A 14,696-nucleotide genomic window follows, 5' to 3' on the forward strand; every position below is an offset into this window, starting at 1 on the left:
GCCGTTCGCCGACCGCAAGCGCCACGCCATTGTCGAAGCGGCCATCGCGCAGTTTCGCCAGCACGGTTACAAGGCCACCAGCATGGACCGCGTGGCAGCCGCCGCAGGCGTGTCCAGGCGCACCGTCTATAACCACTTCCCCAGCAAGGATGCGTTGTTTGGAGAGATCCTGCGCGGCTTGTGGCAACGCAGCGCCGAGGTGGTGAGCCTGGCCTATCGCACCGACCAAGGATTGCGCACGCAGTTGACGCAATTGCTGCAGCAAAATTACGCTTGCTCGACGATGCGGCCTTCATCGACCTGTCGCGCGTGGCGATTGCCGAAGTCATCCATTCCCCCGAACGCGCACGCGCGTTGCTGGCCCAACTGGGCAGCAAGGAAGAGGGCACCACCACCTGGCTGCGTGCCGCGCCGGCCGATGGCCGCCTGGCGCCGGTGGACCCGGACCTCGCCTCGCAGCAGTTTCAGGCGCTGGTCAAGGGATTTGCGTTCTGGCCGCAGCTTGCGTTGGGGCAGCCGCCACTGTCGGACGCCCAGCAGGCGCAGGTCGTCGAATCGGCGGTGGAGATGTTTCTGGGGCTTTACGGGCGCGAGTGAGCGCACTGCCCGGACGTTTTACAAGACAAGCGTTACATGCCGCTGCGGGTGGGAAAACGCCGGAGATTGCTGAGCGCTCAGTGCCGGCAGCGCTGCAGCGTAGTGTCGCCGGCTCCGTGGTCTGGAAGCTGCACAGCCCAACCGGCGAGAAAGGCGCAGCAGCAGGCGAGCGGACCGAATTGGCGTATGCGCCTGCCGCGTCCTGCGACCACACTGCCAACGCATTCCCGTGTGGGCGGTGAGCAGAATCGGCAAGCACGATCCTGCACCCGTGGCGCGTGCTGTCGTGCATGCCCCAACAGCAGCGCGGTACGCGCGACTCAGGGAGCGGGGTGGTCAGTCTCCAGGCCAACGCCAGCAGCCGTGTGTCGCCGTCCGTGAAACCAGGCCACCATCGGCGAGGCCATCACCGTGGTCACCAATGTCATGCCGAACAACAACGTAAACAGGTCCGGCCGATCACGCCGCTGTCCAGGCCGATCTTGATCACCACCAGTTCTATCAGCCCGCGTGCATTCATCAGCGAGCCCACGGTGAGGCTGTCGCGCCAATCGTGCCCGCTCAGACGCGCGCCCAACGTGCAGCCGAGCAGCTTGCCGCTCACCGCTACGCCAATCACCAGCACAAAGCCGCTCAAGCCGGCACCAGCGAATACGCCGGGGCTGGTGGCCCGGCCGGCAACGGCAACAGCACCGGCATCAGCAAGGTGATCGCCAGCGGCTCGATGCGCCCGGCCAGGGGTTCCAGCAAACTGTCTTCGCGCGGCAGGCAGATGCCGAACAGGAATGCGCCGAAAATCGCATGCAGGCCAATCCACTCGGCCACCGCCGCACGAGCCAGCAAGCCGATCAGCACCCATACCGGTGCGGTCGGCGCATAGCGGCCGTCGTGCGCGCATGGGCAAAGCAGCCGCGCATATGCGGGCTTGAGCACGCCGAACACGCCGGCGACCAACAGCAAGGCGCCAATGGCGGTAAACGCCACGCCGCCATGCGCCGTATTGCCGGTGAGCGTGAGCACGATCGCCAGGAAGATCCATACCGTGGCGTCGTCGATGACCGCCGCGCCCAGTGCCAGGCGGCCAGCCGGGGTGCGGGTCATGTTGCGGTCCTTGAGGATGCGCGCCAGCACCGGAAACGCAGTGACCGACATCGCTGCCGCAATGAACAGCGCAAACGGCCAGAAGCCGATTCCCTGCGGTGCGAAGCGCGGGAATAGCCATGGCGCAGCGGCCACGCCCAGCGCCAGCGGCAACACAATGCCCGACACCCCAACCAGCACCGACGCGCGCACCTGCGCCTTGGTGCCTTCCGGTGCGAGCAGCTCCACGCCGACGACGAACATGAAAAGCACCACGCGCAGATTGGCCAGCCGCCGACAACGGCGGCAAACTCTTCGCGGCGCACAGTGCGTCATGCAGCTCCGGAAGCCATGCACCGAAGGCGATCGGGCCAAGCAACAGGCCTGCGGCCATTTCACCGATGACCGGCGGCGGCCCGACCCGTTGCAACAACGCACCGCACAGGCGCGCCGCGCCCAGGATCACCGAGCAACAACGTGGTCGGATTCATAGCGTCAACGTTCCATTGGTTGAGTCGGCTCGGCGTGTGGGTCGAGCGCGCTGCATGCGGTCCGTCGTTCCCTTGGAAAGACCACTCGGCGACTGCGCTGCATGCTGCGCAGTCACCGAGTGTATGTCGAAGTCGTTGCCGTCGTGCTTCGCGCGATCACGCATCGCGTGCAATGTGGCCTGGAACGGTGCGTAAGAGCCACACCCCCCGCATCGCCGTCTTGTCGCGTTTGCTGGTTTTGGTGCACAGCACACGGCGCCTGCGCAATCGACATGCAATGCGTGGCACCTCGACGGCGACGCGCGCTCACATTGCGTGGTGCGGCAGCGAACCCAGGCGATCGCGTCGATCACGTGACGGCTCAACGCTCCGAATCGCCACTTTCGTCATACCCGCGCTGGGTAAATAGATCCGGCTGGATCAACTCGATAAACGCGCGTGCCTGCGGCGACAGATACTTGCCCTTGCGCACCACCACGCCGTAGCTGCGGGTGGGGAAAAAATCCTTCAGCGAGCGGGTGGCGAGCTTGTCGCGGTCGGCTTCGGTCACGCAGATCGCGGTGACGATGGAAATGCCCATGCCCATCGCCACGTACTGTTTGATCACCTCCCAGCCGCCCACTTCCAGCGCCACGGTGTAGGGCACGCGCGCCTGCTGAAAGATCAGATCGACCAGACGGTAAGTGACCTGCCGGCGTGGCGGCAGGATCAATGGATACGGCGACAGATCCTGCAGCGAGACCTCCGCCTTGCCGGCCAACGGGTGGTCGGGCGGGGTGATCAGCAGTTGCTCGAACCGGTAGACCGGTGCGTAGTTGAGGTCGGCCGGCACGTCCAGCATCGAGCCGATCGCCAGATCCACCGCGTCTTCGCGCAGCAAATCGGTGCCGTCGGCGCTGATGGCGTTGTGCAGGGTCAGCCGCACATCCGGATGCCGCGCGCGGAAGTTGGCCACGATGCGCGGCAGCAGGTACAGGATGGTGGAGCTGTTGGCGGCGATATTGAGCTCGCCTGCATCCAGCCCACGCACCTTTTCGCGAAAGCTGGCCTCCAGCCCGTCCAGGCTTTCCACCAGCGGCAGCGCCATGTCGTACAGCAGTTGGCCTTCGCGGCTGGGCGCCATGCGCCGCCCGGAGCGCTCGAACAAGGCCACGCCCAGGTCGCGCTCCAGCGCCTGCAGTTGCAACGTCACCGCTGGCTGGCTGACGTATAGCGCCTCAGCTGCCCTTGAGACGGAGCCCAGTCGTACGGTCTGGCAGAACGCGCGCAGTGGCTTGAGGCGGTCGGATTTGTAGGAAAATCGAGGGGTTGGCGCCATGAGGATGCGTTGTAACCAATCAATATAAGTCCAGCTTATTTACAACATTGATAAAACTGCTTTGTCAAATAGTTGCGGTGGGCGCACGGTGCAGGTCCGGATGCACAAGGACCTCCACATGGCTGCCACTGCGTTTGCTCCCCGTCCCACCGACCACCCCACCCCCGGCATTTCGCTGACCACCCAGGTTGCCGGTCAGTCCGAACTGCTGCCCGCGGCCGCGCTGGCCTTGCTGGTCTCGTTGCACCGGGCGATCGAGCCCGGCCGCCAGCAGCGGTTGGCGCAGCGGCGCGAGCGCCAGGCCGCCTTCGATGCCGGCCAGCTGCCGGACTTCCGCACCGATACGCGCGCCATCCGTGCCGGTGATTGGCGCGTGGCCGCGCTGCCGGCGGCGCTGCAGGACCGCCGCGTCGAAATCACCGGCCCCACCGACCCGAAGATGGTCATCAACGCGCTGAACTCCGGCGCCAAGGTGTTCATGGCCGACTTCGAAGATTCCACCGCCCCGACCTGGCGCAACCTGCTGGCCGGCCAGCGCACCCTGGCTGCGGCGGTGCGCGGCGATCTCAGTTTCGATGCTCCCAACGGCAAGCACTACGCACTGCGCCCGGAAGCCGAACGTGCGGTACTGATCGTGCGCCCGCGCGGTTGGCACCTGGACGAAAAGCATGTGCTGATCGACGGCCAGCCGCTGGCCGGCGGCCTGTTCGATGCGGCGCTATTTGCCTTCCACAATGGCCGCGCGCTGCTGGCCAAGGACCGCGGCCCGTATCTGTATCTGCCCAAGCTGCAGAGCATGGAAGAAGCTGCGTTGTGGGACACCGCGCTGGCGCATATCGAAGCGATGCTGGGCCTGCCGCATGGTCAGATCAAGGTCACCGTGCTGATCGAAACGCTGCCGGCGGTGTTCGAGATGGACGAGATTCTGCACGCGCTGCGCGAACGCATCGTGGGCCTGAATTGCGGGCGCTGGGATTACATTTTTTCGTATCTGAAAACCTTCCGTGCGCACCGCGACCGCGTACTGCCCGAACGCGGCCAGGTCACCATGACCCAGCCATTACTGAAGGCGTATTCGGAGCTGTTGATCAAGACCTGCCATCGCCGCGGCGCGCATGCGATGGGCGGCATGGCCGCGCAGATTCCGATCAATCACGATGACGCCGCCAACGAACAGGCCATGGCCCGCGTCCGTGCCGACAAGCTGCGCGAAGTCAGCGCCGGCCACGATGGCACCTGGGTGGCGCACCCGGCGCTGATCCCGGTGGCAATGAAACTGTTCGACGAACACATGCCCACCGCGCATCAGCAACATGTGCTGCGCAACGACGTGCAGGTGACGCGCGAGATGTTGATCGCCCCGTCGCCGGGCACCATCACCCGCGCCGGCTTCGAAGGCAATGTCGAAGTGTGCGTGCGTTATCTGGCCGCCTGGCTGGACGGCAATGGCTGTGTGCCGATCCACAACCTGATGGAAGATGCCGCCACTGCCGAAATCAGCCGCGCGCAATTGTGGCAGTGGCTGCATCACGGCCAGCATCTGGACGATGGCACCGCCATCGATCAACACCTGTTGCAGGCCACGCTGCGCGCGCTGCCGGCGCGGTTGGGGACAGCCACCGCACTGCCTGGCGCGGCACGAATCAATGAAGCGATTGGCTTGCTGGAAACGTTGAGCGGCGCCGATGAACTGGCGGACTTTCTCACCGTGCCGGCGTACCGCCTGATCGACTGATCGCACCGCTGCGGTGGCGCCCGGCCACAGGCGTCCCCCGCAGCGCTGATTTCATTGCACTACCCCGCCCGCTGCGCACAGACGCGCAACGACGGCTTCGCCATGCCGCATGCCTTGGCATGCCCGCCATTCTTTCTCGTTCCATCCGTCGTACCTCTCAGGAGAACGCAAGATGAGCACCACACTGCAAAGCGCCGAACAACTGCAGCAGGACTGGGCCAGCAACCCGCGCTGGAACGGCATCACCCGCAATTACAGCGCCGCCGACGTGGTGCGCCTGCGCGGCACCGTGCATGTCGAGCATTCGCTGGCACGGTTGGGGGCCGAAAAATTGTGGACCTCATTGCACGCCACGCCGTTCGTCAACGCACTGGGTGCGTTGACCGGCAATCAGGCGATGCAGCAGGTCAAGGCCGGCCTGAAGGCGATCTACCTGAGCGGTTGGCAGGTGGCGGCAGATGCCAATCTGGCCGGGCAGATGTATCCGGATCAATCGTTGTACCCGGCCGATTCGGTGCCGGCGGTGGTCAAGCGCATCAACAACACCTTGCTGCGCGCAGATCAGTTGCATCACGCCGAAGGCAACGATGACATCGACTTCCTGCAACCGATCGTGGCCGATGCCGAAGCCGGTTTTGGTGGGGTGCTCAACGCCTTCGAATTGATGAAGGCGATGATCGAAGCCGGCGCTGCCGGTGTGCATTTCGAAGATCAGCTGGCCTCGGTCAAGAAGTGCGGCCACATGGGCGGCAAGGTGCTGGTGCCAACGCGTGAGGCGATCGAAAAATTGAATGCCGCGCGTCTGGCCGCCGATGTGCTGGGTGTGCCCACAGTATTGATTGCACGCACCGACGCCGAAGCCGCCGACCTGATCACCAGCGATGTGGATGCCAACGATCAGCCGTTCACCACCGGGCAGCGCACCGTCGAAGGCTTTTTCAAGACCCGCAACGGGCTGGACCAGGCCATCAGCCGCGGCCTGGCCTATGCCCCGTATGCCGATCTGATCTGGTGTGAAACCGGCAAGCCGGATCTGGAATTTGCGCGAGCGTTTGCGCAGGCCATCCATGCCAAGTTTCCCGGCAAATTGCTGGCCTACAACTGCTCGCCGAGCTTCAACTGGAAGAAGAATCTGGACGACGCCACCATCGCCAAGTTCCAGACCGAGCTGGCAAGCTATGGCTACAAATTCCAGTTCATCACCCTGGCCGGTTTCCACGCCTTGAACTACGGCATGTTCCATCTGGCGCACGGTTATGCGCGCCGTCAGATGAGCGCGTTCGTGGAACTGCAGCAGGCCGAATTCGAAGCGGCGCAGATGGGGTTTACTGCGGTCAAGCATCAGCGCGAAGTCGGCACCGGTTACTTCGACGCGGTGACGCAGGCCATCCAGCAGGGGCAATCGTCCACCACTGCGCTGCGTGGCTCGACCGAGGAAGAGCAGTTCCATGGCGAGAAGGCGGCCTGACCGCTGGTCACGCGGCAAAGCCCAAGCAGGTGGGCGTGCGGGCCCTGCAGTGGCGCGGTGCCTGGGTGCTTCGAGCGTAACGCCTGCCTCTACGGCACCGAATGACCACACCCGCTGCAACAGGCGCGGGCTTGCGCCACCCTGGGAGGGGACGAGGGCTCGGGAAACCGAGCCCTCTTTTTTGGCGCAATACCCGTCATTTCGTCTCTTCACCCGTGAGAAATAGTGTGACCTGGTGCTGAACAAAGGGGTCCTGTAGGATTTGTCCATGGGCTAGCGTTGCAGGCTGGCCTAAGGAAAGATCGATGACTTGCCACAACACCGCAGGCGCAGTCGAGCCAACGGGGAGCGTTGCCAAAACGCTCTCCGACGGGCTGCATGCGTTGATGAACGCTGAGGAGCTGGCGTTCTTCGCCCGTTTCGGCCGTTCGCGCGAATTGTCCGCGGGCCAGTCGCTGTTCGAGCGCGGTGCGGTGGGCACGCAGATGTACATCGTGGTCAGCGGCCAGATCGACCTGGATTTCGGCGAGGATCTGATGCTCAAGCATCTGGGCCCTGGCGAATTCTTCGGCGAGCTTGGCCTGTTGATCGGCGACCACGCGCGCAGTGCCGGCGCCAGCGCCTCCACCGATAGCCGCCTGATCGAGCTGGCGCACGACGATTTCCAGCGCCTGGTGGATCACGACCCCTCGATGGTTGCGCACTTCCTGCGCCGCTCCATCGTGCGGGTGGTCAACAACGAGCAGCTGCTGATCCGCCAGCTGCGCCGTCGCAACCACGACCTGGAAGCGGCGCTGGACAACCTCTACGTCACCTCGCACCAGCTCAACCACACCGAAGAACTGAGCCGCACCGACGAGCTCACCGGCCTGCACAACCGGCGCGGGCTGGCGTTGCATCTGCAGGAATGCCGACGTGCCGGGCAGGTGCCGGGGGTGGGCCTGATCCTGATCGACTGCGACCGGTTCAAGCGCATCAACGACGAATTCGGGCATTTGGCCGGCGACCGCGTGTTGCAGAACGTGGCGCATGCCTTGCGCTCGGTGATCGCAGATGGCGACCTTGCCTGCCGTCTTGGCGGCGACGAGTTCTGCGTGCTCGTCGCGCAAGGCACCAGCGAGTTGGTGCATCACATCGGCGAATGCATCGTGCGGGCAGTGGAAGCGCGTCTGGGCAATGGCCAGAACGAACAGGGCTGCTCGGTCAGCGTGGGCCTGTGCATGATCGATGGGGACGCGGCCTGGAACGACTGGTACACGCTGGCCGACAGCGCCTTGTACGAGGCCAAGCGGCAGGGCGGCAATGTCTTGTGCATGCAGGAGTCGCTGGCCCTGGATCAACCGCCTGCGTCGGGTCAGCGCTAAGCGATGAGCGCACGCGCCCACGCACGCAAGGATGCGTCGTCGGAAGCGATCCAGGCGCCGCGTCTGCGTACCTTGCTGTTGACCGATCTGTGCGATTCGACCGCACTGGTCGAACGCATCGGCGACAACGCCGCTGCCGCATTGTTTCGCGAGCACGACCGCCTGGTGGTCAAACTGCAGCAGCACTGGCGCGGCCGCCTGATCGATCGTTCCGATGGGCTGTTGTTGTTGTTCGATCGCCCCATCGACGGCCTGGGCTTCGCGCTGGACTACGCGCGCGGGCTCAAGGCGATGGGCGACGCCCACACGCTCACGTTGTGCGCGCGCCAGGGCCTGCATGTCGGCGAAGTGCTGACCTGGCGCAACAGCGACGAAGCGGTCAGCATCGGTGCCAAGCCGCTGGAAGTCGAAGGGCTGGCCAAGCCCACTGCCGCACGCCTGATGTCGATGGCCCGGCCTGGGCAGATCCTGATCTCGGCGGTGGCCGAATCGTTGACCCACCGCGCCGCACGCGAGCTCGGCGACCGCGCCGAACGGCTGTTGTGGAAATCGCACGGGCGCTGGCGCTTCAAGGGCATGCCCACCGCGATGGAGATCTACGAAGTCGGCGAAGTCGGCCTGACCCCGCTGCGCATGCCGAAAAACTCGGCAAAGGCCTGGCGCGACGTGCCGCTCTGGCGCAGGCCGGCGGCGCTGGTGGCTGAGCTCGCATTGATCTTCGTCACCGCAAGCATTCTTTGGTTCTTTGGCCGTCCAGAACCCGCAATCGCATTCGCCGAACGAGATTGGGTCGTGGTCGGCGATGTGCGAAACCTTACTGGCAATACGGTGCTGGATGGCACGCTGGAACAGGCGCTACGCATCAGCCTGGAGCAGTCGCGGTATGTCAATGTATTGAGTGACCTGAAGGTGCGCGACACCGTTGCGCGAATGAAGCGCGATCCCAACACGATTGTTCTCGATCGCAGCGTAGCCTCGGAAGTGGCCTTGCGTGACGGTGCCAGGGCAGTCCTTCTGCCCACGGTAGCCGAAGTCGGGGGGAAGCTACGCTTCAGCGTGGAGCTGGTGGACCCGCGTACGCAAACGACTGTGTATTCTGAGTTTGTGCAAGGCGATGGCTTGCCATCTGCTCTGTCCTCGGTGGATCAGGTCACTCGCAAGCTCCGGCTTGGGTTGGGCGAGATGGTCGCCTCGATCGACAAGAATTCGGTGCCGTTACCAGCTGTCACAACATCGAGCCTGGACGCGTTACGCGCGTATGCACTTGGCGTGGACGCCACTGCAAAAGGTCGTTGGCGTGAGGGTCTGGAGCTGTTTGATCGAGCGGTCGGGATTGACCCGACGTTCGCGTTGGCCTACCTGGGCGCGGCGCGCATAAAGGTCGCAGTGTCCGACCGCAACGGCGCGCTTCCGTATCTGGACATTGCGGTTCGGTTCCGCCAGCGTTTGCCAGCGCGTGATCAACTCTATCTGGATGCTTGGGTTGCCGAGTTGCGGGCAGTGAATACCGCACTTCCACTGTGGCGAACCTTGGCTTCGCTCTACCCGGACAATTTTGCCGGTGCTGCCAATACATCGTGGCACCTGTTTGTGGCCAATCGCTTTGTGGATGCTCTGCCATATGCGCAGGCCGCCGACGTCATACAGGATCCGTTGCGCTCCATTGCGTCCGATCGGATTGGACGCATCCTGCTGGCACAGGGGAAGGTCGACGCCGCGTTGCAGCGCTTCGAAAATTCAGGTGATGGTGATCGCGCAGGACCATTGCGACGCAAAGCCAATGCCTTGGCAGTGTTGGGTCGTTATGCCGATGCACAGCGAGCGCTCGACCGGATTGTAGAGAACGGCTACGCCAATGACGACGTGGTGCCGCTGATTGACCGCACCAGCCTCGCCCTGGATCAGGCCAATTGGGCAGATGCGAATGCCGCCATGGCACAAGCGCTGGCACGCAGCAAGCACAGCGATGATTTCAGCTACCGGCAGTTCCTGGTGATCGGGGTTACAACAGCCGCCATCACCGGTGATGCGACACGCGCAAGTGCGATGGTGAATTCGGCTTTTGATGAGTTAGTGGCTGCGATAACGACTAATGGCTCGGCCGGACCAAACCTGCAGGATGACGCCGCGATGGTGCTCACGCTGGTCAGCCAGGCCCAGCGAAATGGTGACGATCACTTCACCGCACGCGCGCTTTCCGCGATCAAACCTGCGCTCGCACATGAAACCCCTGTCCTTGCCGAATTACGTGCGATCGTCGAAGCCCAGCATCTGGCACTGTCCGGCGATCGTGCAGGAGCCATCGCCCGCCTGCCTGCCTGCCCCGACGATCTGTTGCAAACGCGCGTGACCTTGTACACGTTGTTGCATGACAGTGGACGGCATGCGGAAGCACTGCAACAGGCGCGCTGGCTTTCTCTTCAGCGTGGGCGCGCCTACATCGAAGCAAACGCCTCGCAGACGCTACAGCCGCTCAATGTGGCACACACGCGGTTGGCCCAGCTATGGGCCGCCGAGTCCTTGTATGCACTGGGGCGTACCCAGGAAGCCCGTGAGCAAGCGCAGGCGTTCGTACGCGCCTGGCCTGCATCGCGTCTTCCCGCCTACTTGCGAAGCAGGGTGGAGCGAATACTTTCGGATTCGAAAGCGAAGATGACGGTGTGATTGGTCTTTTCGGTCAGATAGCTCTGTAGTTCTGCACGCGCAAGCGCAATGTCCTCCTTGGAAGCGAGCTGGCTGGTGGTCATGCAGTAATACGGCTGTCCTGCAGTGGGCACGCTGTTGTCAGCGCTCACTCCGGCGATGCCGATCTGCGCAAGCGCCTGCGTGGGGTTGCATTGAAAGCAGTCGCGAAAATCGTCGTCGTTAGACAGCAGCTCCAGCAGCCTGTCGGCAGTGGATACATCGAACGGAAGGTGCGCGTTTTCGGCTGAGTCGGTCATGGTCTTGTCCACAGGATGAGGGGGCTGGTGCATGGAATGACGGGAGAACTGAGACAATATCGACCGTGCTCATGTGTCCTTGAGATGTCTCCATGCAGATTCGTCGCTGTGCCACACTGTTCTTCGAGCTTCGCGACGATGCGACGTTCGATCTTGCCCAGTTGCTTGCCGGTGGCGATGGTCTGCGTCGCGGTACACGCTGGCTGGCACTCGCCCCCCACCTCGATGCAGAAGTCGAGGTCACTACTGCCGAACGAGATTGGCTGAGTCAGCTCAGTCCTACGCGCTGGCAGCCATTCGATCCACTACAACCGCCGCCCTGCTTAGAGCGTCTGATCGAGCAGGGTCTTGCAATCAGCGATCAACCTGAGCACGCAACGCATCGGCAGCACGACGAGCGGGTTCAGCAACAGCGCTGGTGGCCACTTGCCGCGCTTTGGCATCGCTTTGCGCGCTGGAAGGGCGAGGACAGCGTAGCAACGATGGAGAAACACGGCCTGACGACCGCCGAAGGCATGGTGGAGCGACTCGGTGCACCGCCAACAGAAGTGGTGGAGCGCGGCGTAGGAGGCGTTAGCGCACGTATCACGCTGCCGCGAGCGACCCCCGGCAGCTTCGACGACCTGTTGTCACGTCGCGTGACCTGCCGCAACTTCGACACGCAGCGCGCACTGTCAGGTGAGGTGTTGAGCCATATGCTCCAACGTAGTGTCATGGCGAATGCACGCGTTGCTGTGGGACAAGACACTGCATTCTTGAAGAAGCCGGTGCCTTCGGGAGGAAGTCTGCACCCCACCGAGACGTATCTGCTGATTCAACGCGTCGAAGGCATGTCGAGCGGCTTGTATCACTATCGTCCGATCGACCACGCACTGCAGCCCCTGGCGCTGCCGCCTGAGCCGCTGCCGGTTGTCGCACGTCGGGCGCTCTCTGGACAGCACTGGTTTGCCGAAGCGCCGGTGCTGCTGATTCTGGTGCCTCGTTTCTTGCGTAGTTTCTGGAAGTACCGAAACCATGCCAAGGCCTATCGCGCGATGATTCTCGACGTCGGCCATATCGCGCAAACGCTTTATCTGAGTGCGACCGACCTGGGGCTGGGGGCGTTTGTGACGTCAGCCATCAATGAGGTGGACATCGAGCAGGCACTGGGCCTGGATGGACTGCAGGACGGTCCACTGGCCATCTGCGGATTCGGCTGGCGTGCCGAGGAGATGACAAATACCGAGCTGGATCCTGATGGAGCCGTGTGGTCGTCCGTTCGCGATCAGGAGATATCCAAGGATCTTGAGCAGCACTGACCGAGTCCGCAATCTTGCGACGCATGGACACGACAAAGAGGCTGTTTTCGAGCTGGGAGTTGTTACGTCGTCGGCAGCAGTAAAGCAGCCATTTAACGTAGCTGCTTTGGTGCTGGCTCGACATGTCGGCTTCGGTAGGTAGGCCGGCGATGGCACTGCCTGGTCACGATGCAACGATCACGACCTACAGTGCTCGCCGTAACCGGCGAGCACTGTCTTGGATGGCGTGTTCTCTCAAGGCATCGCGCCAACGGAGGTGACCTACTTCCGAATCGCTTGCGTATGCGTCTTCAAGGCATCGCTGAGCCCGTTGATCTTGTCGGCGCCTTCCGGGACGGTGATGCTGGAGCCTTCCAGATCCGCGCCGATCGGTTGCACGCGGCCGCCCAGGCACTGGCTCAGGAAACTTTCGGTCACTGCGTTGAAGGCCTTGCTGTTTTCCGGGCGGCGGAAGCCGTGGCCTTCGTCGGGGAACAGCACGTAGGTGACCGGGATGTTCTTGGCCTTCATGGCGTTGACGATCTGATCGCTTTCGGCCTGCTTGACGCGTGGGTCGTTGGCGCCCTGGCCGATCAGCAGCGGTTTGCTGATCTTGTCGACATGGGTGAGCGGGGAGCGTTCGGTCAGCCACTGCTTGCCGGCCTCGGTGGCCGGGTCGCCCATGCGCCGGGTCAGCTGCTTGTAGAAGCTGGCCCAATACGGCGGTACGGTGCCGAGCAAGGTGTTGAGATTGGCCGGGCCGACGATATCCACGCCGCATTTGAAGGCGTCCGGGGTAAAGGTCATGCCCACCAGGGTGGCGTAGCCGCCGTAGCTGCCGCCCATGATGGCAACGTCTTCGGGCTTGGTGACGCCTTGCTTGACCGCCCATTGCACCGCATCGAGCAGGTCGTCGTGCATCTTGCCGGCCCACTCGCCGTTGCCGGCGTTGGTGAATGCCTTGCCGAAGCCGGTGGAGCCGCGGAAGTTCACCGACAGCACCGCATAGCCGCGGTTGGCCAGCCATTGCTCGTACGGGCCGTAGCCGTAGCTGTCGCGTGCCCACGGGCCGCCGTGCACGAACAGCACCAGCGGTAGCGGCTTGTCGGCCTTGCCGTCGTGATTGGCGTCGGCTTCGGCGGGCAGGGTGAGGTAGCTGACCAGCTTGAGGCCGTCGCGTGCAGTCAGTTCCTGCGGCCACATCGGTACCAGCGGCTTGCCATCCAGCGCCGGCCGTGCGGAGAACAGCTTGGTCAGCTTGCCGCCATCGGCGCGATCGTAGCGGTAGTACGTCAGCGGTGTTTCTGCTGCCGAATAGCCGACGATCCAGATGCGGTCGTCGAGCGTGCGTGCGGCAACGGTGGCATCGCCGCTGCCGAGCGATTTGAGTTTTTGCAGATCCGCGGCAATGCCGGTGTCCAGCGGCTTCCACTGTTCGCGCAGGTAGTCGGTGGACACGGCCTGCACCACGCCGGTCCTGGGGTCATTCAAGGTGGCACCGACATCGGCGCGCGGGTTTTCGAACAGCAGCGTGCGGGCGTTGCTGGCGGTGTCGATGGCATACAGCGCTGCGGTATCGCGGTTGCGCGAATCCTGCATGTACAGCGTCTTGCCGTCATCGGTCAGGCCATCCGGAGCGGTGTTGGTGACATCCTCGAACGGGATGCGGTCCACGCTCTTCCAGCGTTTGCCATCGGGCACCAGCAGCTCTCTGCCGGCATCGTCGGTGGCGCGCGTGACGTAGCGCAGCTGGTAGTCGCCATCGAACAAATAGGAGTCCAGGCTGTCGGTGTTCTTCTGTACCAGCGTGCGCGTGCCGGAGGCCAGGTCCACGCGATACACATCGTGCCACTTGGCATCGCGGTCGTTCATGCCGACCATGATCGATTCGGGATGCTGCGCGCTGACCCGATACACCTCGGCGTTGGTCTTCTTGAACGGGGTGAGGTCCTTGCTGCTGCCATCGGCCAGATTGACCGAGTACAGGTGGAAGTCTTCGTCGCCACCGTTATCGCGCAGGTACAGCAGCGTATCGGCCCGATGGGTCCAGAAATAATTGCGGATGCCGCGCGCGGTGTCCTTGGTGATTGCCCGCGCCTGATCGGGCGCATCCACTGGCGCAACCCAGACGTTGAGCACGCCCTCCAGCGGCGCGACCCAGCTCAGATACTTGCCGTCCGGGCTGATGCTGACACTGGCACGCTCGGGGTTGCCAAACAGTGCGTCGCGGGTGATCAGCTCGGGCGGCGCCGCAGGCGCTGCTGCCGCCGGTGCAGGCATTGCCGCTTTGTCGGGTGTGGGCGCGGTTTTGTCGCTGCAGGCAGACAGCGCGAGCAGCATGCTGGAAACAAGAAGCAGGCGTTGCATGGGGCCTCCGGTGGCAATGCGGCCGAACCGGCCGATTTGCCACGCTAGCGGCAGGGC

8 protein-coding genes and 2 pseudogenes are annotated in these 14,696 nt (G+C 63.5%); 6 read left to right on the forward strand and 4 right to left on the reverse strand.

The window, feature by feature from the left end; translation table 11 throughout:
* The first annotated feature begins 28 nt into the window (after nucleotides 1-28).
* A pseudogene (locus M3O59_RS01230) lies at nucleotides 29-597 on the forward strand (TetR/AcrR family transcriptional regulator).
* A gap of 320 nt (nucleotides 598-917) precedes the next feature.
* Here the strand turns inward: M3O59_RS01230 and M3O59_RS01235 are convergent.
* Both M3O59_RS01235 and M3O59_RS01240 read right to left on the reverse strand, forming a co-directional pair.
* Nucleotides 918-2,168: pseudogene (locus tag M3O59_RS01235) on the reverse strand (cation:proton antiporter).
* Nucleotides 2,169-2,529: 361 nt separating this feature from the next.
* Nucleotides 2,530-3,486 (reverse strand): LysR family transcriptional regulator, encoded by a 957-nt coding sequence (locus M3O59_RS01240; RefSeq protein WP_064631680.1) that lies wholly within the window; start codon nucleotides 3,484-3,486, stop codon nucleotides 2,530-2,532.
* Nucleotides 3,487-3,604: 118 nt separating this feature from the next.
* Between M3O59_RS01240 and aceB the strand changes: the two genes are divergently transcribed.
* From aceB to M3O59_RS01260, 4 genes are all read left to right on the forward strand, one after another.
* A complete protein-coding gene (aceB, locus tag M3O59_RS01245) occupies nucleotides 3,605-5,221 on the forward strand; it encodes a malate synthase A (protein ID WP_249054662.1) in 1,617 nt (538 codons plus the stop codon).
* Nucleotides 5,222-5,393: 172 nt separating this feature from the next.
* Nucleotides 5,394-6,689 (forward strand): isocitrate lyase, encoded by a 1,296-nt coding sequence (aceA, locus tag M3O59_RS01250; RefSeq protein WP_116905140.1) that lies wholly within the window; start codon nucleotides 5,394-5,396, stop codon nucleotides 6,687-6,689.
* A gap of 305 nt (nucleotides 6,690-6,994) precedes the next feature.
* Nucleotides 6,995-8,053, forward strand: coding sequence for a GGDEF domain-containing protein (locus M3O59_RS01255; protein WP_064631686.1), 1,059 nt, complete (start codon nucleotides 6,995-6,997; stop codon nucleotides 8,051-8,053).
* A 3-nt stretch (nucleotides 8,054-8,056) separates the two neighbouring features.
* Nucleotides 8,057-10,717, forward strand: coding sequence for a putative peptide modification system cyclase (locus M3O59_RS01260; protein ID WP_249045953.1), 2,661 nt, complete (start codon nucleotides 8,057-8,059; stop codon nucleotides 10,715-10,717).
* Here the strand turns inward: M3O59_RS01260 and M3O59_RS01265 are convergent.
* Nucleotides 10,657-10,995: an NHLP-related RiPP peptide gene (locus M3O59_RS01265; RefSeq protein WP_064631778.1), complete on the reverse strand. Its 339-nt coding sequence runs from the start codon at nucleotides 10,993-10,995 to the stop codon at nucleotides 10,657-10,659. The genes M3O59_RS01260 and M3O59_RS01265 overlap by 61 nt on opposite strands.
* A gap of 92 nt (nucleotides 10,996-11,087) precedes the next feature.
* Here M3O59_RS01265 and M3O59_RS01270 point away from each other — a divergent pair, with 92 nt between their 5' ends.
* The gene (locus M3O59_RS01270; protein ID WP_116905138.1) at nucleotides 11,088-12,293 is read left to right on the forward strand and encodes a putative peptide maturation dehydrogenase; all 1,206 of its coding nucleotides are present in this window, start codon (nucleotides 11,088-11,090) and stop codon (nucleotides 12,291-12,293) included.
* Nucleotides 12,294-12,554: 261 nt separating this feature from the next.
* Here the strand turns inward: M3O59_RS01270 and M3O59_RS01275 are convergent, their stop codons facing one another.
* On the reverse strand, nucleotides 12,555-14,639 hold the full coding sequence (locus tag M3O59_RS01275; RefSeq protein ID WP_116905137.1) for a S9 family peptidase: 2,085 nt from the start codon (nucleotides 14,637-14,639) through the stop codon (nucleotides 12,555-12,557).
* Nucleotides 14,640-14,696: the final 57 nt, after the last annotated feature.

Origin of the sequence: Xanthomonas nasturtii, assembly GCF_023337365.3 — a bacterium.
Lineage (GTDB): Bacteria > Pseudomonadota > Gammaproteobacteria > Xanthomonadales > Xanthomonadaceae > Xanthomonas > Xanthomonas nasturtii.